Here is a 20,108-nt window from a genome sequence, read left to right as displayed (position 1 = left end):
GGCCCCCCGGAAACCCGTTTCAGGCGCGGCGCAACGGCAGCGGGGCGCCCATCACGGCGTAGGGGAGGCTCGCGCTCGGGAAGTGCACCTGGCGGGCCAGGTCGGTGTAGCCGAGGGCCCGGTAGAGCCCGCGGGCCGGGCTCTCGGTGTCGATGGCGGAGAGGATGGAGCGGGGCTCCTCGGCGGCGTCGGTGAGCCGGCTGATGAGGGTGCGGCCGACGCCGTGGCCCTGGAAGCCGGGGTGGACGTGCAGTTCGGTGATGACGAAGGAGCCGTCGAGCCAGCCGTCGTGGCCCTCGGCCCGCAGGTACGGCTCCACGACCGAGGACCACCAGTACGCCCGGTCGTTCGGCATCCCGTACACGAACCCGGCGAGGGCTCCGTCCTCGGTGAACGCACCGAGGGCGCGGGCTCCGCGGCAGGTCATGTGGCGCTGCACGATGTAGCGCCGGATGCCGACCTCCTCCTCGCTGAGCCCGAAGGCCACGGCCTGCACGCGCAGTGCCTCGTCCACGCGGTCGGCGAGGTCGAGGGGACCGATGCGGAGTCCGGCGGGCCGGTCGGGGTCGTCGCCCCCGGGGGTAGGCAGCATGCGGCCGACCTTACTGGGCACGCCCCGCCCCCGTCCGTACGGCCCCCGCCCTGGCCGGACCCCAGGGGCCGGGGACCGCCACCGCCGACCAGGCACCGCCGGACGGAGTCCGGCGCAGCGCCGCGAAGCCGGTGAGGCCCCCTGGGGCCGAGCCGCGCGAGCGGCGCGTTCAGAACAGGACGCTCATGAACGCGCCCACCTCGCGGAACCCCACTCGCCGGTACGCCGCCCGCGCCGCGGTGTTGAAGTCGTTGACGTACAGGCTGACCACGGGCGCGACATCGCGCAGCGCGAAATCGACGACGGCCGCCATCCCCGTCTCGGAGTGCCCGCGGCCGCGGAACTCGGGGTCCACCCACACGCCCTGGATCTGGCAGGCCCTGGCGGTCGCAGCGCCGATCTCCGCCTTGAAGACGACCTTGCCGTCCTCGATGCGGGCGAAGGAGCGGCCGGTGCCCACCAGCTCGGCGACCCGGGCCTGGTAGAGCAGCCCGCCGTCGCCCGCCATCGGCGAGACGCCGACCTCCTCGGTGAACATGGCCACGCAGGCGGGCATGATCAGGTCCATCTCGTCCTTGCGGATCCGCCGTACCAGCGGGTCGGGGCGCACGTCCGCGGACGCCCGCTCGGTGACCATGAGCGGCTGGTGGGAGCGGACGTCGCGGGCGGGTCCCCAGCTGGGCTCGAGGAGCTGCCACAGCAGCCGGGTGGCGTCGGCGGGGCCGACGATGGAGGAGCAGCGGCGGCCGGTGCGGCGGGCGCGGTCGGCGAAGGCGCGGACCGCGTCGGAGTCGGCGCAGACGGGGACCAGGTTGGCGCCCGCGTAGCAGAGGGAGCGCAGCTCCCCGTCGGCGTAATAGCCCCACATCTCGCCGCCCAGGCGCCAGGGGTCGAGTCCGGCGACCTGGACCCGAGAGGTGACGAAGGCGTTCTCGACCGGCTCGCGCCCGAGGACTTCGAGGGCGGCGTCCAGATCACTGGGCTCAAGGACCCGGGTGGTGGTCTGCGTCAACACTGGGGCCTCACCATACAAGTCTGCTGATCTCCGAACTGTACCCGCCGCCACCGGAGGATGCCTGGTCCCACGGGTCACGAAAAAGCCCCGGCCCCGCCCGCGAGCTGCGGGAACGGGGCCGGGGCCGATGCGTGCGGGGCGCCGCCGAGGCGCCCGGGGTGCTCAGACGCCGATGGCGACGGTGGGCTCGCCGGACATCACGCCGTCCTTCTCCATCTGCTCGGCGATCTTCATCGCCTCTTCGATGAGGGTCTCCACGATCTTCGACTCGGGGACGGTCTTGATGACCTCGCCCTTCACGAAGATCTGGCCCTTGCCGTTGCCGGAGGCGACACCGAGGTCGGCCTCGCGGGCCTCGCCCGGGCCGTTGACGACGCAGCCCATGACCGCGACGCGCAGCGGGACCTCCATGCCCGTGAGGCCCGCCGTGACCTCCTCGGCCAGCTTGTAGACGTCCACCTGGGCGCGGCCGCAGGACGGGCAGGAGACGATCTCCAGGCGGCGCGGCTTGAGGTTCAGCGACTCCAGGATCTGGATGCCGACCTTGATCTCCTCGACCGGCGGGGCCGAGAGGGAGACGCGGATGGTGTCGCCGATGCCCTCGGAGAGCAGCGCGCCGAAGGCGACGGCGGACTTGATGGTGCCCTGGAAGGCGGGGCCGGCCTCGGTGACGCCGAGGTGCAGCGGGTACGTGCACTGGGCGGCGAGCTGGCGGTAGGCGTTGACCATGACGACCGGGTCGTTGTGCTTGACCGAGATCTTGATGTCGCTGAAGCCGTGCTCCTCGAAGAGCGAGGCCTCCCACAGCGCGGACTCGACCAGCGCCTCGGGGGTGGCCTTGCCGTACTTCTTGAGCAGCCGGGCGTCGAGGGAGCCGGCGTTGACGCCGATGCGGATCGGAGTGCCCGCGTCGTTGGCGGCCTTCGCGATCTCCTTGACCTTGTCGTCGAACTGCTTGATGTTGCCCGGGTTCACGCGGACGGCGGCGCAGCCGGCGTCGATCGCGGCGAACACGTACTTGGGCTGGAAGTGGATGTCGGCGATGACCGGGATCTGCGACTTCTTCGCGATGACGGCGAGGGCGTCGGCGTCGTCCTGGGTCGGGCAGGCCACGCGGACGATGTCGCAGCCGGAGGCGGTCAGCTCGGCGATCTGCTGGAGCGTGGCGCCGATGTCGGAGGTCCGGGTGGTCGTCATCGACTGCACCGAGATCTGTGAGTCGCCGCCGACGGCCACCGAGCCGACCTGGATCTTGCGGCTGACCCTGCGGTCGGCAAGCTTCGTCGGCACGGCCGGCATTCCGAGAGAGATGGCAGTCATCTGCTGTGCAACCCCAAGGTGTGGATCAAGGTCCCGAGATCGGCGGGCTCCAGGCTTCGAGATTACGCCAACCACGGGGCGGCCCATGCATCCGAGGGCCCGGAACACCCGAACGTAGGGAGCCGGGCACGAAGCGTGCCCGGCTCCCCGTACGGCCGGAGTACATCCGGACGTACTAGGTGATCTTGATCGGGTTCACCACGTCGGCCACGAGCACGAGCAGCGTGAAGCAGACGAACACTCCGGCCACCACGTACGCGGCGGGCATCAGCTTCGCCACGTCGAACGGGCCGGGGTCGGGGCGCCGGAAGACCCTGGCCACGGTGCGCCGGACCGACTCCCACAGGGCGCCCGCGATGTGCCCGCCGTCCAGCGGGAGCAGCGGGAGCATGTTGAACAGGAACAGCGAGAGGTTGAAGAACCCGACGAGCTGGAGGAAGAACACGAGCCGCTGCTCGGCCGGGATGTCCAGGGTGGCGATCTCACCGCTGATCCGGGCCGCGCCGACGATGCCCATCGGGGAGTCGGGCTCGCGCTCGGCCCCGCTGAAGGCCGCGTTCCACAGGGCCGGGACCTTGGCGGGCAGCTTGAGCAGCCCCTGGACGCTGTTGTCGACGACCTCGCCCATGTGGTCCACGGACTGGCCGAAGGACAGCGGGGCGATCTCGCTCTTCGGGCTGAAGCCGAGCCAGCCGGCCGTCACGTACTGACCCTTGACGTACCCGCCGTGGCCGTCCGTCTTGGCGACCTTGTTCTCGATCAGCTTGACCGGGAGGGCCTGCTGCTTCCCGTCCCGGACGACCGTGACGGTGGCAGGGCCGACGGTGTCGCGGATCTGCTTCTGCAGGGCGGCCCAGTCGGCCACCTTGTGGCCGTTGAACGCCACGATCCGGTCCCCGGCCAGCAGGCCGGCGGCCTTGGCCGGGGCGACCGGGTCGCCGGCCTTGCAGATCTCGCGCTTCTCGCTCTGCTGGATGACGCACGGCGAGACGCTCGCGACCTGCGTGGTCGTCTGGTTGATCCCGAAGCTCATCCAGACGCCGAAGAAGATCGCCAGCGCCAGCACCAGGTTCATGAACGGGCCCGCGAACATCACGATCACGCGCTTCCACGGCCTGCGCGTGTAGAACAGCCGCGTCTCGTCGCCGGGCTGGAGCTCCTCGTACGCCGCCGAGCGCGCGTCCTCGATCATCGAGCGGAACGGCGAGGTCGAGCGGGCGGTCACCTTGCCGTCCTCGCCGGGCGGGAACATCCCGATCATGCGGATGTAGCCGCCCATCGGGATGGCCTTGATCCCGTACTCGGTCTCGCCCTTGTGGCGCGACCAGATGGTCGGGCCGAAGCCGACCATGTACTGGGGCACGCGGATGCCGAAGAGCTTGGCCGTCGAGAGGTGGCCGAGCTCGTGCCAGGCGATGGAGACGAGCAGCCCGAATACGAAGATGAGTATTCCGAGCACCGTCATGAGTGCTGTCATGCGCGCGCCTCCACGGCGGCCCGGGCCGCCATCTCCTGTGCCCGGGCCCTGGCCCAGGTCTCCGCTTCGAGGACGTCTGCGACGGTGAGAGAAGTTCCCGCGTCCGGCGTCCCGTGCTCATCGACCACGGCAGAGACCGTATCCATGATTGCTGTGAACGGCAGCCGACCGGCCAGGAACGCCTCCACGCACTCCTCGTTCGCCGCATTGAACACGGCGGGGGCGGTGGAGCCCAGGGTGCCCACGTGCCGGGCCAGTCCCACCGACGGGAAGGCCTCGGTGTCCAGCGGGAAGAACTCCCAGGTCGAGGCCTTGGTCCAGTCGAAGGCGGGGGCCGCGTCCGGGACGCGCTCGGGCCAGCCGAGGCCGATCGCGATGGGTCCGCGCATGTCCGGCGGGGTGGCCTGGGCGAGCGTGGAGCCGTCGGAGAACTCCACCATCGAGTGGACGTACGACTGCGGATGGACCACGACCTCGATGCGGTCGAAGGGGATGTCGTAGAGCAGGTGCGCCTCGATGACCTCCAGCCCCTTGTTGACCAGGGTCGCCGAGTTGATGGTGATCACCGGGCCCATGGCCCAGGTGGGGTGCGCGAGGGCGTCCTCGACGGTGACGCCGGCCAGCTCGGCGCGGGTGCGGCCGCGGAAGGGTCCGCCGGAGGCGGTGACCACGAGCTTGCGCACATCGGCCCGGGTCCCGGCGGCGAGGGCCTGGAAGAGGGCCGCGTGCTCGGAGTCGACCGGGATGATCTGGCCGGGCTTCGCGAGGGCCTTGACCAGCGGGCCGCCGACGATCAGCGACTCCTTGTTGGCCAGGGCCAGGGTGCGGCCCGCCTGCAGCGCGGCCAGGGTGGGCGCGAGGCCGATGGAACCGGTGATGCCGTTGAGGACGGTGTGGCACTCGGAGGCGGCGAGCTCGGTCGCCGCGTCGGGCCCGGCCAGGATCTCGGGCAGCGGCTCCGAGGCGCCGTACTGGGCGTTCAGCGCCTCCTTCAGGGCCGGTACGACGTCCTCGCGGGCGACGGCCACGGTGTTCACCCGCAGCTGCCGGGCCTGCTCGGCCAGCAGCCCGACGCGCCCGCCGGCGGCGGACAGCGCGGTCACCCGGAACCGGTCGGGGTTGCGCAGGGCGAGGTCGATGGCCTGGGTCCCGATGGACCCGGTGGACCCGAGGATGACGATGTCCCGCCGGCCGGCCGCGGGGTCGAAGAGGAGGTGCGGATCGGCGAGGGGGGCTGGGCGGTCGCTCATGCCCCCCATTGTTGCCGCAACTCAGGAGCGGTTGGACACGGAGTCCCCGTGAACGGCGCCGGCGAGCAGTTCGGGCAGCGTCCCGGCGAAGTCCGGGAGCGCGCGGGCGGCCCGCCACCAGGCGTCGGCCTCGCCACCGAGGGCGGCTTCGAACAGCCGGTCCGCCTCGGCGCGGGCGGCGAGGACCGCCGGGTGGTGGTCGTGGCGGTCGGGGTGGTCCACCTCCCCCAGCCAGTGGCCCTCGTCCAGGGCCCAGGCAGCGGGGGCCTTGTGCCGGATCACGTCGGCGCCGGCCAGGATGCCGTCGTCGAGGCAGGCGCGGACCCACCGGATGTCCTCGCGCAGATCGCCCATGGCGTTGGGCACTCCGAGGCTCGCGAGGGCCAGCTCGCGGTTCACGCTGTCGTCCGGCTCCCACGCGGATCCCGGCGCGAGGGCGTCCACGGCCCCGGCGAGGCCGGGTATCGCGCCCTCCGGCTGCGGCGGCGGCGCGGTCCCGGCGGCGACCGCGGCCGCCAGCTCGGGCAGGGTGCCGGTGAACCCGGGGGCGTGCCGCTGCAGCTCGGCCCACAGCCTCGGGTCGTCGCCGAGCTGCGGGCGCAGCACCCGCAGCAGGGCCGAGCGCATCCCGGCCCACTCGGCCAGGTTCCAGCCGAGGCCGCCGGCGGCGTGGGCCTGCCCGAGCAGCAGGGCCCGGTGGGCCGGCGCGACGGCCGCCGCGAGCTCGTCGAAGGTCAGGGTGCCGGTCCGGACGGCGCGGACCGCCGGCCGGTGCCATGCCGGCCCGTACGAGGCCTGCGCGCGGGTGTCGAGCAGGGCGAGCCGGGCCCGCCGGTCCAGATCGGCGACCAGCAGCAGGGCCTCCACGGAGCCGGGCGGCAGCGGGGCGCGGGCGTGCTCGCGCAGCAGGGTCTCGGTGTCGAGCTCGTACGGGAGGGCCAGCACGTCGAGCGGGATGCGCGGCCGGCGGCTGCCGTGCCGGCGCAGCAGCCCGACGAGCTCGGCGCCGGTCAGCGGCGGCCCGGCGGGCTCGCTGCCGGTCAGCGGCGGCGCGGCGGGCTCGCTGCCGGCCGTCGGCGGCCCGGCGGGCTCGCTGCCGGTCAGCGGCGGCGCGGCGGGCTCGGCGCCGGCCGTCGGCGGCCCGAGCGGGCGGCCGAGCTCGGCGCTGAAAGTGGCCAGCAGCTCCGGCGAGGGGCCGGGGCGGGCCGCGTACCGCGCGGGGCCGGGGAGGCCGGGCAGGGGGCGGCCGTGCACCTGCGGGCTGCGGGCGATGGTGCGGCGGTCCTCGTCGGTTCCCTCGCGCAGCAGCAGGGTGACCGCGGAGGCCGGGAGGTACTCGTCCCGGCACAGGAACCGGCGGGTGGGCGCGTCGAGCCGCCCGAGGAGGTCGGAGGCGACGGCGTCCGGTGCGTGGCGCAGCAGGAGCGCCACGCACCAGGCGAGCCGTCGGCTCTCCCTGTCCACGTTCACATGCATCCGCTTCCCCGGGTTCCCTGTCGCCAGTGTCGTACGCCTGACGGGCACCCGGCGATGATCGCAGGTCAGCGGATGGGGCGGTGGACGTTCTTCTGAGTCGACGGGCCGGGGGTGGCGTCCGCGATCCAGGGGCCGTCGCCGGAGGGGTCGAGCACGCCCTCCTCGAGCCAGGTGTAGGTTCCGGAGAGCACCCCGGCGACGACCTTGCGGTCCAGGTCGTCGGTGTTGGACCAGAGCCTGCCGAAGAGCTCCTCGACGCGGATCCGGGACTGCCGGCAGAAGGCGTCCGCCAGCTGGTAGGCCTCGCGGCCGTGCTCCCCGGAGGCGCGCAGCTGCTCGGCGCGCACGCAGGCGGCGCTCATCGCGAAGAGCTCGGCGCCGATGTCGACGATCCGGCCGAGGAAGCCCTGCTTGGTCTCCATGCGGCCCTGCCAGCGGGACATGGCGTAGAAGGTGGACCGGGCGAGTTTGCGGGCGCTGCGCTCGACGTAGCGCAGGTGGACGGAGAGGTCGGGGTGGCCGCCGGGGTGGAAGGCCCGGTACGCGCCGGGGACCTGGCCGGGGCCGGTGGCGAGCTTGGGCAGCCAGCGGGCGTAGAACCCGGCGGCGCGGGCTCCGGCCCTGGCCTTGTCGCCGAGGGCCTTCTCGGGGTCGATGAGGTCGCCGGCGACCGACAGGTGGGCGTCGACGGCCTCGCGGGCGATCAGCAGGTGCATGATCTCGGTGGAGCCCTCGAAGATCCGGTTGATGCGCAGGTCGCGCAGCATCTGCTCGGCGGGGACGGCGCGCTCGCCGCGGGCGGCCAGCGACTCGGCGGTTTCGAATCCGCGCCCGCCGCGGATCTGGACCAGCTCGTCTGCCATCAGGCAGGCCATCTCGCTGCCGTAGAGCTTGGCGAGGGCGGCCTCGATGCGGATGTCGTTGCGGTCCTCGTCGGCCATCTGGGAGGCCAGGTCGACGACCGCCTCGAGGGCGAAGGTGGTGGCGGCGATGAAGGAGATCTTGGCCCCGACGGCCTCGTGCCGGGCGACCGGGCGGCCCCACTGCTCGCGGACGCCGGACCATTCGCGGGCGATCTTCAGGCACCACTTCCCCGCGCCGACGCACATGGCGGGCAGGGACAGCCGGCCGGTGTTCAGGGTGGTCAGCGCGATCTTGAGCCCGGCGCCCTCGGCGCCGATGCGCTGCGAGGCGGGCACCCTGACCCGATGGAAGCGGGTGAGGCCGTTCTCCAGGCCGCGCAGGCCCATGAAGGCGTTGCGGTGCTCGACGGTGATCCCGGGGGAATCGGCCTCGACGACGAACGCGGTGATCCCGCCCCGGTGGTTCTCCGACTTCGGCACCCGGGCCATCACCACCAGCAGGTCCGCGACGACCCCGTTGGTGGTCCAGAGCTTCACCCCGTCGAGGACGTACCCGTCCTCGCCGTCGGGGACGGCGGTGGTGGCCAGCCGCGCCGGGTCGGAGCCGACGTCCGGCTCGGTGAGCAGGAAGGCGCTGATGGCGGTGGTCGCGCAGCGCGGCAGGAAGGTTTCCTTCTGCTCCTGCGTGCCGAACATCTTCAGCGGCTGCGGGACGCCGATCGACTGGTGGGCGGAGAGCAGGGCCCCGATGGCGGGGCTGACCGAACCCACGAGCGCCAGCGCCTTGTTGTAGTACACCTGGGTGAGGCCCAGGCCCCCGTACTTGGGGTCGATCTTCATGCCGAGGGCCCCGAGCTCCTTGAGCCCGCGCACGGTCTCGTCGGGGATCTTGGCCTCGCGCTCGATGCGCGCGCTGTCGATCTCGGTCTCGCAGAACGCCCGCAGCCGGGCCAGGAAGGCCTCGCCGCGCCGGACGTCCTCGTCCGCCGGCATCGGGTGCGGGTGGATCAGGTCGAGCCGGAAGTGCCCCAGGAAGAGTTCCTTGGCGAAGCTGGGCTTGCGCCAGTCCTGTTCCCGGGCCGCTTCCGCGACCTGCCGTGCCTCGCGCTCGGTCACCTTGGGCTGTGTTGCGGACATGAGGGGACTCACCTCGCCGCCGGAGTCGGTGGTACCGGCCTACTGGCCGGTGCTACCTGTGAGTCGTACCCTCTCCGGCCCTCCGGGAAAAGCCGGGGCGGTCCGAGTGAGGGAAATCGAGCCCGGCCGGGCGGCTACCTCCCCGCGAGTGAGCCGAAGGGCCCGCCGGCCAGATCCTGGCGAATGAGCCGAAGGGGCGCGCCGGCGAAGGAGGCCGAGCGCCCGGAGAAACCGCGAGGACGAGCGGCTTCGAGGACGCACGGGCTCCTGGAGCCGGCAAAGGCGCCCCGGAGGCGAACCGGGCCAAAAGGAAAAGGGGGACGGCCGGAGCCCCCGCACAGTGGGCTCCGGCCGTCGGCTTTTGGCCGTACGAGAATCAGATGTCGAGGCCGGTCAGGACCAGGACCCGCTCGTACGTGTAGTCGTCCATCGCGTAGCGGACACCCTCGCGGCCGACGCCCGACTGCTTGACGCCGCCGTACGGCATCTGGTCGGCGCGGTAGGACGGCGCGTCGCCGACGATCACACCGCCGACCTCGAGCTCGCGGTGGGCGCGGAACGCGGTCTGGATGTTCCGGGTGAAGACGCCGGTCTGCAGGCCGAACTTCGAGTCGTTGACGGCGGCGAAGGCCTCGTCGGTGTTCTCGACCTTCGTCAGCGTCAGCACCGGCCCGAAGACCTCCTCGACGGCGAGGGTGGTGTCGGCGGGCAGGTCGGCGACGACGGTCGGCTCGTACGAAGCACCCTCGCGCTTGCCGCCGGTGAGCAGCTTCGCTCCGGCGGAGATCGCCTCGTCGACCCAGGACTCGACCCGCTTGGCGGCGTCCTCGGAGACGAGGGGGCCGACGTCGGTGGCGGAGTCGGACGGGTCACCGGTGACCTGGGCCTGGACCTTGGCCACGACCTTCTCGACGAGGCGGTCGTAGACGGAGGCGTCGGCGATCACGCGCTGCACGGAGATGCAGGACTGGCCGGCCTGGTAGTTCGAGAAGGTCGCGATACGGGTCGCGGCCCAGTCGAGGTCGGCCTCGGAGGACCAGTCGTCCAGGACCACGGCTGCGGCGTTGCCGCCGAGCTCCAGGGTGCAGTGCTTGTGGGGCACCGACTGCTGGATGGCGTAGCCGACCTTGTCGGAGCCGGTGAAGGAGATGACGGGCAGGCGCTCGTCCTTCACCAGGGCCGGCATCTTGTCGTTGGCGACCGGCAGGACCGACCAGGAACCGGCCGGGAGGTCGGTCTCGGCGAGCAGCTCGCCCAGGATCAGGCCGGAGAGCGGGGTGGCCGGGGCCGGCTTCAGGATGATCGGCGCGCCGACGGCGATGGCCGGGGCCACCTTGTGGGCGCACAGGTTCAGCGGGAAGTTGAACGGCGCGATGCCGAGGACCGGGCCCTTGACGAAGCGGCGGGTCAGGGCGAGACGGCCGACGCCACCGGCGTCGGTGTCGAGGCGCTGGGCCTCTCCGCCGTTGAAGCGGCGGGCCTCTTCGGCGGCGAAGCGGAACACGGACACCGCACGGCCGACCTCACCGCGGGCCCACTTGATGGGCTTGCCGTTCTCGGCGGAGATCAGCTGGGCGATCTCCTCGGTGCGCTCGACGAGCCGCTTGGACACGTGGTCCAGGGCGGCGGCACGGACGTGGGCGGGAGTCGCGGAGAACTCGGCCGTCACGGCGTACGCCGCGGCCACGGCCTCTTCGACCTGGGCGTCGGTGGGCACGCTGACGGTGCCGACGAGCCGGTTGTCCCACGGGGAGTGGACGTCGAAGCTGTCCTCGCCGGTGGCCTGGCGGCCGGCGAGCCAGAAGGCGTGGGTGGAAGTCATGCGAATCCCGGCCCTTCGAGTGTGTGCGGGGTCCTTGTCCCCTCCACCGTAGGACTCCGTCCGGGTTTCGGCGTTTATCCGGGGTGGAGCATGCGGGCCCTCCCCCGCGCCGCTTTGTCACTGTCGCGCCGCAGGATGCCGCTGCGCGGCGCCTCTCCCCGCCCCCGCGCAAGCGGGAGCCCGTGGCTACGCCGCAGGCGAGGTGGTCTTGAGGGCGAGCCACAGCTCCATGCGGACGTCCGGGTCGTCCAGGGAACGCCCCAGGATCTCCTCCACCCGCCGCATCCGGTACCGCAGCGTATGCCGGTGCACGCCGAGATCGGCGGCGGCCGCATCCCACTGCCCGTGCCTCGAGAGCCAGGCCTGCAGCGAGGCCACCAGATCCCCCCGCCCCTTCTCGTCGTGCTCGCGCAGCGCCCGCAGGGTGCCGTCCGCGAAGGCCCGTACCGCCTCGTCCGCCAGCAGCGGGAGCACCGACCCCGCCGCCAGGTCCTCGTGCTCCACCATCGGCCGCCCCCGCCGCCGGGCCACGGCCAGCGCCTGGTCGGCCTGCTTGAGGGCCGCCGAAACCCCCGCAGGCACCGCGGCAGCGGACAGGCCGACCACCAGCTCGTCCGGCTCCGGACCCGTCGCCTCCCGGCCGCGCCGCGACTCCAGCGCCTCCGCGTGTTCCGCGCACGCCTGCACCGCCGAGCCCCCGTCGGCCGCCAGCACCACCAGCCGCCCCGGCTCCGGCACCACCAGCAGCGCCTCCCCCGCACGGGCTGCCGCCGACTCCACCGCGTCGGCCAGCAGCGCCAGCCCCTCCGGCTGCGCCGTCCCCGGCAGCGCCGGCTCCGCCACGATCAGCCGGAACGGCGCCTCCAGCAGAGCCCCGTACAGGTCCCCGGCCACCGCCCGGGCGTGCTCGGCCTCCCCGTCCAGCAGCATCCGCAGCACCGCCGCCCCGAGCCGGGACTCCGCGTCGTGCAGCGACCGCGACCGCTCCGTGGTCAGGGTCAGCAGCGCCACCGCCGAGTGCACGGCGTACCGCTCGGCCGTGCCCAGCGGGGCGCCGGTGCCGACGGCGAGCGCGCCGCGGGCCCGCCGGCCCGTGCCCAGCGACTGGAGCTCGACCCGGTCCTCCGAGCCGCCCACCACCGCGCTCGCGGGCGCGGGCCGCTCCCGCAGCCGCTCCACGTCGGGGGTCAGCCGGGCGGCCCGCCGGGCGGCCCACTCCGGGGCGGCCGCGACCACCGCGCCCGAGGTGTCGTACAGGGCGGCCCAGCCGTGCACGTGCGCCGCCAGCTTCGACAGCAGATCGGCGGGGCCGTCGGCGGACAGCGCGGCCCGCGTCAGCTCCCGCTGCGCCTCGAAGCCGGCGGTCACCGCGCGATACTGGTCCGCGGCGAGGGCCGCGGAGACGGCCTTGCTGATCGCGAGGAACGGGGTCCTGCGCGGCACCTCCAGCAGCGGCAGGTCCTCGGCCCGCGCGGCCTCGACCAGCGCCTCCGGGACCGCCTCGTAGTTCACGCCGACGGCGAAGCCGATACCTACGACCCCGGCCGCGGCGAGGCGGCGTACGTACCGGCGCATCTCCTGCGGATCCTCCGCGTCCAGCTTCATCGCGGTGATCAGGAGCAGTTCCCCGCCCTCCATATAGGGGACGGGGTCGGCGAGCTCACTGACGTGGGCCCAGCGGACGGGGGTGTCCAGGCGGTTCTCCCCCGCCCGGACGCTCAGCTTGAGCGCCGAGTGCTGGACGAGCGAGGCGAGGGTGAGCGGCATCGGATACCAGGGGCCTTAGAGGAAGGAGGGGCGCGGCGCGGAATTTCGCCTTGTCGTATGAACGACTCCCCTCGATTCTGCCACCTCGTACGGGTCGGCTCAGCCCGTCGCGGCCAGTCGGACCAGCAGCGGGGCAGCCCGCTCGCCGCGGACCGAGGTCAGCGAGAGCACCGCGTACCCGGGCGGTACGGCGTGCGCCAGCTCGGAGGCCGACCACCGCTCCCGCTCCACCTGGCGCACGGTCACCGCGTCCGTGGTCACGGCCTTGCCGGTGACCAGCTTGCGGAAGGCGTGGATGGCCCGGGTCAGCGGTTGGTCGGCGAAGACGGTCCGGTGGGTGACGTCGCGCGTCTCCACCCACTCGGTGCCCCAGGCCTCCGCGAAGCGCTTGCCGTCCCAGGTGGTGACCCCGGAGAAGGCCATCCGGCAGCCGACCGCCCCGAGCAGCGGGGTGCGCAGCGCCTCCGGTACGTCGTCCAGCGTGCGGAGCGTCAGCAGTACGCCGGCGTTCGCCGAACGCAGCCGCTGCAGGCCCCGCACGGTCTGCGGGGTCAGGGTGTGCGAGGCGTCGTCGAAGGCGAGGAACGCGAACAGGGACCGGTCGGCGCGGGCCGCGGCCGAGGCGTTGAACTGCGCGAGGAGCAGCCGGGCCAGGATCCGGGAGGCGTCGGCGTGCCCGCGCTCGGGCAGGTCGATGCGGACGCGCAGCGGGTGTTCGAGGGCGCGCAGCGAGAACGGCCGCCCTTGCCCGGTGGTGTCGAAGAAGCCGGCGAAGGCGGGCCGGTCCAGCAGGGCCACCCGGTCCGCGAGGGCCGGTCCCGGGTCGCCCTGGGCCGCGTACTGCCGTTCGCGTGCGTCGAGTTCACGGAGCATCACCTGCTGCCCGGCGGCTTCGAGGGCGGTGCGCAGTCCGCCGAGGGCCTCGGGTACCCGGTCGAGCAGTTCGCGCAGTTCGGGCACGGCGGGGAAGCGGCCGTACGCCGCCCGGAACGGGCCGAGCAGCTGGGCGAGGGCCGTCGCGGCCCGGCGCACCTCCAGGCCGGGGACGTCACCGACGAAGGCCTCGGCGAGCAGGGTGGCCGCCTCGTCGGCATCGGTGGTGCCGCCGTAGAGGTCGAGGTCGTAGACGGAGTCGGGGTCGCCGACGCGGACCACGACGTCGTACGCGGTGTCCGGCCCGAGCTGGGCGCCGGCCGAGGCGACGGCGATGACGGCGGCCTGTCCGGCCAGCGCCTGGAGGGCGAGCGATTCGACGACGGGCCGCACCAGCTGCCGGGTCTTGCCCGCGCCGGACGGGCCGACGGCGAGCAGCGAGGTGCCGAGCACGGCGGGGTCGAGGGCGAGGCGGGTCCCGCGGCGGCCGTACGGGTTGCGCTCGCTGTCGTCGACCGTGCCGAGCAGCACCTGCCGGGCCAGCAGATCGTGCCGCGCGGCCCGGACGGGGAGGTCCCGGGCCCCGGACGGGTGGACGCAGGCGCCCGCGCCCTTGTCGCGCACGGCGTCGGCGAAGGCCGTGGCCCGCGCGGGCTCGGCCCGTACGGACTCCCAGGCGCGCCGGATCCGCGCGTAGTCCACGTCGTTCATCCGCCCGGACCCGGCCTCGGCCCCGAGCCGGTCGGCGGTCTCCCCGAGCCCGGCCCCACGCACCTGCGGCCACGCAACGGGATCGTCGGGACCGCCCGGCGCAATCCGGGGCGCCTCCCTGGACTCTGCAGTGCGGCCCCCCTGGCCGGAGGGGTCGGCATGGCGGCGCAGTCCGATCCAGACGAAGAGCAGGATGACGACCGCATACACGGCGGTGTCTGCGCTGTTCATGAGGGAGAGGGCACGTTCCCTCCCCGCTCCGTACAGGGGTAGCAGGGAGTACACGAATTGCCTCAGGGGTACAGCGTGCTGCGCCAGAAGCCCGAGCGCGGCCAGAGCCCCGACAGCAGCCGCAACCGCTTGGAGCACCCGGCCCCGCGCCACCACGAGGCGCCTCCAAGCAGCCCGCCAATTGCCGAGCCGTCCGAAACCGTAGAGCAGGCCGGAGATGACCAGCACCTCGTACGACCGCATGGCGACGTCCCCGGCCGAGCCAAGCATCGGGTCCCTGCCCAGAGGCGGCCACCAGTCATTCGGGGTGAAGAGACGGGGCGGAACCCTCCACTGGGGGATGTACCCGTTCCGCAAGAGCGACCAGACCAGCATGCAGGCGAGCAGCGAGATGACGGCGCCGCTGAGCAGGGTGCGCTCGGAGACCACCTGGGGCTCCTCATCGGTCCGCGCCACGTATCCCGAGCGCCAGACACCGGGCCCCGCCGCGGGTCGCGGCGTGCGCAGCCAGTCGGCGAGGGACGGGCCGGGGTCGGCGGGGGCGTGGGCGGGCTTCGGCGGGAGTGCGGGCGGCGGGCCGGCGGGCCGCGGGACGTGCCCGGCGCGCGGCGGCCGCTTCTCGTCCGTGCCGTACGTGCCGTCGGTGTCCATGAAACCCCTGCCCCCTGCCCGTGCCTGCGCTGCGTCGCTCAATGTAGTTGCCCGGAGGCGGCCGTGGGCCCGTACCGGCCTGTACTGCCGCAGCGTCCACAAGACATGCGGCATGTCCTTCCTATGGCCGTCACGGACAAGGACACGCGGGCACCACTCCCGAACGGAGCATGCCGTACCCCCTCCCCCGGGCCTAGCCTGCGGACAAAGACACAAGTGCGTCCGAAAACACCCCCCAGGAGCCCTCTATGACCGCTGTTCCGCAGGAGCGCCGCATCGTCACCGCGATCCCCGGCCCCAAGTCGCAGGAGCTGCAGGCCCGCCGTCTCGAGACGGTCGCCGGCGGCGTGGGCTCCGTGCTCCCCGTCTTCACGGCCCGCGCGGGCGGCGGCATCATCGAGGACGTCGACGGCAACCGCCTGATCGACTTCGGTTCCGGCATCGCCGTGACCTCCGTCGGCGCCTCCGCCGAGGCCGTCGTGCGCCGCGCCTCCGCGCAGCTCGCGGACTTCACCCACACCTGTTTCATGGTCACGCCGTACGAGGGCTACGTCGAGGTCTGCGAGGCCCTCGCCGAGCTGACCCCGGGCAACCACGCGAAGAAGTCGGCGCTGTTCAACTCCGGCGCCGAGGCCGTCGAGAACGCCGTCAAGATCGCCCGTGCGTACACCAAGCGCCAGGCCGTCGTCGTCTTCGACCACGGCTACCACGGCCGTACGAACCTGACGATGGCGCTGACCTCGAAGAACATGCCGTACAAGAACGGCTTCGGCCCGTTCGCCCCCGAGGTCTACCGCGTCCCGGTCGCCTACGGCTACCGCTGGCCCACCGGCGCCGAGAACTGCGGCCCCGAGGCCGCCGCCCAGGCGATCGACCAGATCGCCAAGCAGATCGGCGCCGACAACGTCGCCGCGATCATCATCGAGCCGCTCCTCGGCGAGGGCGGCTTCATCGAGCCGGCCAAGGGCTTCCTGCCGGCGATCGTGAAGTTCGCCAACGACAACGGCATCGTCTTCGTCGCCGACGAGATCCAGTCCGGCTTCTGCCGCACCGGCCAGTGGTTCGCGTGCGAGGACGAGGGCATCGTCCCGGACCTGATCACCACCGCCAAGGGCATCGCGGGCGGTCTGCCGCTCGCCGCCGTGACCGGCCGCGCCGAGATCATGGACGCCGCGCACGCGGGCGGCCTGGGCGGCACCTACGGCGGCAACCCGGTGGCCTGCGCCGGTGCGCTGGGCTCCATCGAGACGATGAAGGAGCTCGACCTCAACGCCGCGGCGAAGAAGATCGAGTCCGTCATGAAGGCCCGCCTGACGGCCATGCAGGAGAAGTACGACATCATCGGCGACATCCGCGGCCGCGGCGCCATGATCGCGATCGAGCTGGTCAAGGACCCCGTCTCGAAGACCCCGTTCCCGGAGGCGGCCGGCGCGCTCGCCAAGGCCTGCCACGCCGAGGGCCTGCTCGTCCTCACCTGTGGCACCTACGGCAACGTGCTCCGCTTCCTCCCCCCGATCGTCATCGGCGAGGACCTGCTGAACGAGGGCCTGGACCTCATCGAGGCGGCGTTCGCGGCCATCGGCACGGACGTCTGAGCGACCTTCCGAACACGAGAGCCCGCCGGTACCCCCGGTAACGGGCGGACGCTGTGAAGAAGATGTGGGGGGCCGATGGCAGGAGCGCGATCCTGCTGTCGGTCCCCTGTCCGCTGCCGTACGGTTTCTGCAGATGAGTGAGACACCCCGCTCCCGGGAAACCGGGGGCGAAACCAGTACCGGGCTTCCCCAGCGCCGCACTGGGCCTGCGTTCGCGCACACTCCTCACCGATCGGACGGCCGTTCGCCCCAAACCCCCCGGGGCGCTCGGCAACCCGATCCGGGCGGCCGTCCCGGAACCATCCCCCCTGTTCCGGGACGGCCGGCCATTCTCCTCCTTCTCTCCCTGCTGGGGCTCGTCCTGACGACCTGGCAGGTCCTGGTCTCGGGTCCGCTGCTCACGCCGGACGAGCGCCTCAGCCGCGCCCTGGTCCGCACGGTCCCCGACTCCGTCACCGAGCGCCTCTCCGACCTCGGCAACGTCCCGGTCGCCGTGCCGGTCCTGGTGCTGGCGATGGCGTACTCCGTCCGCCGCTCCCGCGCCTGGGCCCCCGCCCTGACCGCGGGGCTGGCGATGGCCCTGGTCCCGGCCGTGATCGTGCCGCTGAAGGAGTGGACCGCCCGTCCGGGGCCCCTGGAGCCCTGGGCCGCCGGCTACTACCCCTCCGGCCACACCGCCACCTCTGCCGTCGCCTACATCGGCGCGGCGCTGCTGATCGGCCCGTACACCCGCCGCGCGTGGCCGATGGCCGCCGCCCTCCTCCTGACGGCCGCCACGGCCACCGGCCTGATCCTGCGCGGCTGGCACTGGCCCCTGGACGCACTGGCCAGCTGCTTCCTGTGCACGCCCCTGCTGCTGGCCGTCACACGCGCCGTACGCCGCACTGTCAGACCCTCCGCCTAGCCTGACGCCCGTCTTGGGACATCTCCTCTACGGAAGGCGGAGGCGCGCGATGGGTGCCAGCGGGTGGGACTACGTGACGGAGTACGAGGGCAGCGTCGAGGCCTCGCTGACCGCCCTTCATGCCCGGGTGTTCGCAGAGGAGTTCGGCGAGATGGACGACTACCCGGACCTGGCCGCACTCTGGGCCGACCACGAGTTCATGGGCACCCAGGGCACGCACACGATCCTCGACGTCGTACGGGTTTCCCCGGGCCCGGAGGAGGACGGCACCGTCCGGCCCCTCCCGGCCGACCGGGCGCTGCACCACTTCGGCACGGACCGGCCGAGCGTCGAGCGGTACCGGGAGGTGATGGCGGCGGCGAACGCGTCGATGAGCCACACGGAGTACGAGCAGAGCCTGATCGGCGAGTGCCGTAGACGGTGGACCGGGCTGTACGTGCTCCTGTACACGGGAGACGAGGTCACGCACGTGGGGATCTTCGGCTGCTCGGGCGACTAGGAGCGGCCGCGCCGGAGTCCGGGGAAGACTCCGGCACGGCTTCGGCTAACCCCCGAAGTAGGCGTCGAAGTTGCGGCTGAACTCCCAGCTGCCGAAGCGGTCCCAGTTGATCGACCAGGTCATCAGGCCGCGCAGGGCGGGCCAGGTGCCGTGCGTCTGGTAGGTCCCGCAGTCGGTCTTCTTCGTCAGGCAGTCCAGCGCCTTGTTCACCTCGGCGGGCGAGGTGTGGCCGTTGCCCGCGTTCGCTGTGGCCGGGAGGCCGATCGCCACCTGGTCCGGGCGCAGCGGCGGGAAGACGCGCGCGGTGTTGCCCGCGACCGGGAACCCGGTGAGCAGCATGTCGGTCATGGCGATGTGGAAGTCGGCCCCGCCCATGGAGTGGTACTGGTTGTCGAGGCCCATGATGGAGCCCGAGTTGTAGTCCTGGACGTGGAGCAGGGTGAGGTCGTCGCGCAGGGCGTGGATGACCGGAAGGTAGGCGCCGGCGCGCGGGTCCTGGCCGCCCCAGGGGCCGGAGCCGTAGTACTGGTAGCCGAGCTGGACGAAGAAGGTCTCCGGGGCCATGGTCAGGACGAAGTCCGGGCCGTACTTGGCCTTGAGGGTCCTGACCGCCGAGATCAGGTTGACGATCACCGGGGTGGTGGGGGCGCGGAAGTCGGTGTCGCCCGTGGCCAGGGAGAGCGAGTGGCCCTCGAAGTCGATGTCGAGCCCGTTGAGCCCGTACTCATCAATGATCTTGCTGACGGAGGACACGAAGGTGTCGCGGGCGGCCGTGGTGGCGAGCTGGACCTGCCCGTTCTGGCCGCCGATCGAGATCAGGACCTTCTTGCCCGCCGCCTGCTTGGCCTTGATGGCGGCCTTGAACTCGGCCGGGGATTCCACGCCCGGGCATTCGCTCGCAGGGCAGAGCGAGAAGCGGATGTCCCCCGAGGTCACCGACGTCGGTTCGCCGAACGCGAGGTTGATGACGTCCCAGGAGGCGGGGACGTCGGCCATCCGGACATAGCCGGAGCCGTTGGCGAAGCTCGCGTGGAGGTAGCCGACCAGGGCGTGGGCCGGCAGGCCGGGGTTGCCCGGGTTGCCGCCGCCGCTCGTCGTGGAGGCCGGGACGGGGGCGCTCTTCGCGGACTCGCCGGCCGCGTTCACCGCGCTGACCTGGAAGGTGTACGAGGTGGATGCGGCGAGTCCGGTGACCGTCGCCGAGGTCCCCGTGACGCTCACGGGCGCGGCACCGTCCCGGTGGAGCTTGTACGAGGTGGCGCCGGATACGGCCGCCCAGGAGAGGTCGATGCTGCTCGCGGTGGCGCCGGATGCGGTCAGGCCGGTGGGGACGGCCGGGGGCTGGGGCTGGCCGGGCCCGGAGCCGCCCGGGTCGGGGCCGACGAGCGTGACGTCGTCCGTGAGGTGGGCCGGCTGGCCGTACCAGCCGTGCGTGTAGATCGTCACGGACGTGGTGGCCGCGCCGGTGCGGAACGTCGTGCTCAGCTGCTTCCAGGTGCCCGGTGTCTGCGTCCAGGTGGACACGTCGGTGGTACCGGTCCCGGCCGCGCCGAGGTAGACGTACGCGCCCTGCAGCCAGGCACCGAGCGTGTACGTGGAATCCGGCTTGACGGTGACGGTCTGGGAGCAGCGGGCGTTGTCCTGGCCGGCCGGGGTGGCCTTGAGGGCGGAACTTCCGCCGTGGACGGGGGTGGTGACGACGGCTCCGCTGCCGGCCGAGCAGCTCCAGCCGTCGAGTCCGGCTTCGAAGCCGCCGTTGCGGGCGAGGTCGGCGTCGGCCGCGGCGGCCGGCTGGCCCGCGGCGAGGAAGCCGGCCACCGCGAGGGCGGCCGCGGTGAACAACACGCCGATTCTGGTTGGGGGTCTGCGCACAACTGCCTCCGGAACATGGGGGGATGGAGCCAGGCCGCCGGTGAAGCGGCAGC

14 protein-coding genes are annotated in these 20,108 nt (G+C 72.7%); 3 read left to right on the top strand and 11 right to left on the bottom strand.

What is annotated here, in order from left to right; translation table 11 throughout:
• Positions 1 to 19: 19 nt before the first annotated feature.
• The 10 genes from ACZ5WG_RS04200 to ACZ5WG_RS04155 all read right to left on the bottom strand — a co-directional run bounded on the left by ACZ5WG_RS04200 (position 20) and on the right by ACZ5WG_RS04155 (position 15,185).
• On the bottom strand, positions 20 to 592 hold the full coding sequence (locus tag ACZ5WG_RS04200) for a GNAT family N-acetyltransferase (RefSeq protein WP_468720415.1): 573 nt from the start codon (positions 590 to 592) through the stop codon (positions 20 to 22).
• 169 nt (positions 593 to 761) lie between these two features.
• Entirely contained in the window at positions 762 to 1,607 is an 846-nt protein-coding gene (locus ACZ5WG_RS04195) for a GNAT family N-acetyltransferase (RefSeq protein WP_468720414.1), read from the bottom strand.
• A gap of 162 nt (positions 1,608 to 1,769) precedes the next feature.
• Complete coding sequence (ispG, locus tag ACZ5WG_RS04190; RefSeq protein WP_468720413.1) at positions 1,770 to 2,927, bottom strand: flavodoxin-dependent (E)-4-hydroxy-3-methylbut-2-enyl-diphosphate synthase; 1,158 nt, start codon at positions 2,925 to 2,927, stop codon at positions 1,770 to 1,772.
• Between the two features lie 175 nt (positions 2,928 to 3,102).
• The gene (locus ACZ5WG_RS04185) at positions 3,103 to 4,404 is read right to left on the bottom strand and encodes a M50 family metallopeptidase (RefSeq protein WP_468720411.1); all 1,302 of its coding nucleotides are present in this window, start codon (positions 4,402 to 4,404) and stop codon (positions 3,103 to 3,105) included.
• Positions 4,401 to 5,654 carry a 1-deoxy-D-xylulose-5-phosphate reductoisomerase gene (gene dxr, locus ACZ5WG_RS04180; protein WP_468720410.1) on the bottom strand — a complete coding sequence of 418 codons (1,254 nt, stop codon included), beginning with the start codon at positions 5,652 to 5,654 and terminating at the stop codon, positions 4,401 to 4,403. The genes ACZ5WG_RS04185 and dxr overlap by 4 nt, the downstream gene beginning before the upstream one ends.
• Before the next feature lie 21 nt (positions 5,655 to 5,675).
• Positions 5,676 to 7,124, bottom strand: coding sequence for a hypothetical protein (locus ACZ5WG_RS04175; protein ID WP_468720409.1), 1,449 nt, complete (start codon positions 7,122 to 7,124; stop codon positions 5,676 to 5,678).
• 71 nt (positions 7,125 to 7,195) lie between these two features.
• Positions 7,196 to 9,130 carry an acyl-CoA dehydrogenase family protein gene (locus tag ACZ5WG_RS04170; RefSeq protein WP_468720407.1) on the bottom strand — a complete coding sequence of 645 codons (1,935 nt, stop codon included), beginning with the start codon at positions 9,128 to 9,130 and terminating at the stop codon, positions 7,196 to 7,198.
• 376 nt (positions 9,131 to 9,506) lie between these two features.
• Positions 9,507 to 10,952: an aldehyde dehydrogenase family protein gene (locus tag ACZ5WG_RS04165; protein WP_468720405.1), complete on the bottom strand. Its 1,446-nt coding sequence runs from the start codon at positions 10,950 to 10,952 to the stop codon at positions 9,507 to 9,509.
• A 186-nt stretch (positions 10,953 to 11,138) separates the two neighbouring features.
• The gene (locus ACZ5WG_RS04160) at positions 11,139 to 12,719 is read right to left on the bottom strand and encodes a PucR family transcriptional regulator (RefSeq protein ID WP_468720403.1); all 1,581 of its coding nucleotides are present in this window, start codon (positions 12,717 to 12,719) and stop codon (positions 11,139 to 11,141) included.
• Positions 12,720 to 12,818: 99 nt separating this feature from the next.
• Positions 12,819 to 15,185 (bottom strand): ATP/GTP-binding protein, encoded by a 2,367-nt coding sequence (locus tag ACZ5WG_RS04155; protein WP_468720401.1) that lies wholly within the window; start codon positions 15,183 to 15,185, stop codon positions 12,819 to 12,821.
• 248 nt (positions 15,186 to 15,433) lie between these two features.
• Here ACZ5WG_RS04155 and gabT point away from each other — a divergent pair, with 248 nt between their 5' ends.
• The 3 genes from gabT to ACZ5WG_RS04140 all read left to right on the top strand — a co-directional run bounded on the left by gabT (position 15,434) and on the right by ACZ5WG_RS04140 (position 18,183).
• Positions 15,434 to 16,780 carry a 4-aminobutyrate--2-oxoglutarate transaminase gene (gene gabT, locus ACZ5WG_RS04150; protein WP_468720400.1) on the top strand — a complete coding sequence of 449 codons (1,347 nt, stop codon included), beginning with the start codon at positions 15,434 to 15,436 and terminating at the stop codon, positions 16,778 to 16,780.
• A gap of 133 nt (positions 16,781 to 16,913) precedes the next feature.
• Positions 16,914 to 17,684: a phosphatase PAP2 family protein gene (locus ACZ5WG_RS04145; protein ID WP_468720399.1), complete on the top strand. Its 771-nt coding sequence runs from the start codon at positions 16,914 to 16,916 to the stop codon at positions 17,682 to 17,684.
• Between the two features lie 49 nt (positions 17,685 to 17,733).
• Positions 17,734 to 18,183 carry a hypothetical protein gene (locus tag ACZ5WG_RS04140; protein ID WP_468720398.1) on the top strand — a complete coding sequence of 150 codons (450 nt, stop codon included), beginning with the start codon at positions 17,734 to 17,736 and terminating at the stop codon, positions 18,181 to 18,183.
• A gap of 45 nt (positions 18,184 to 18,228) precedes the next feature.
• Here ACZ5WG_RS04140 and ACZ5WG_RS04135 read toward each other — a convergent pair whose 3' ends face one another.
• A complete protein-coding gene (locus ACZ5WG_RS04135; RefSeq protein ID WP_468720396.1) occupies positions 18,229 to 20,028 on the bottom strand; it encodes a chitinase in 1,800 nt (599 codons plus the stop codon).
• Positions 20,029 to 20,108: the final 80 nt, after the last annotated feature.

The organism is Streptomyces sp. NPDC032745, from assembly GCF_055579465.1.
Note: the sequence above shows the minus strand (reverse complement) of the source record. Positions and strands in the feature narration are given on the sequence as shown.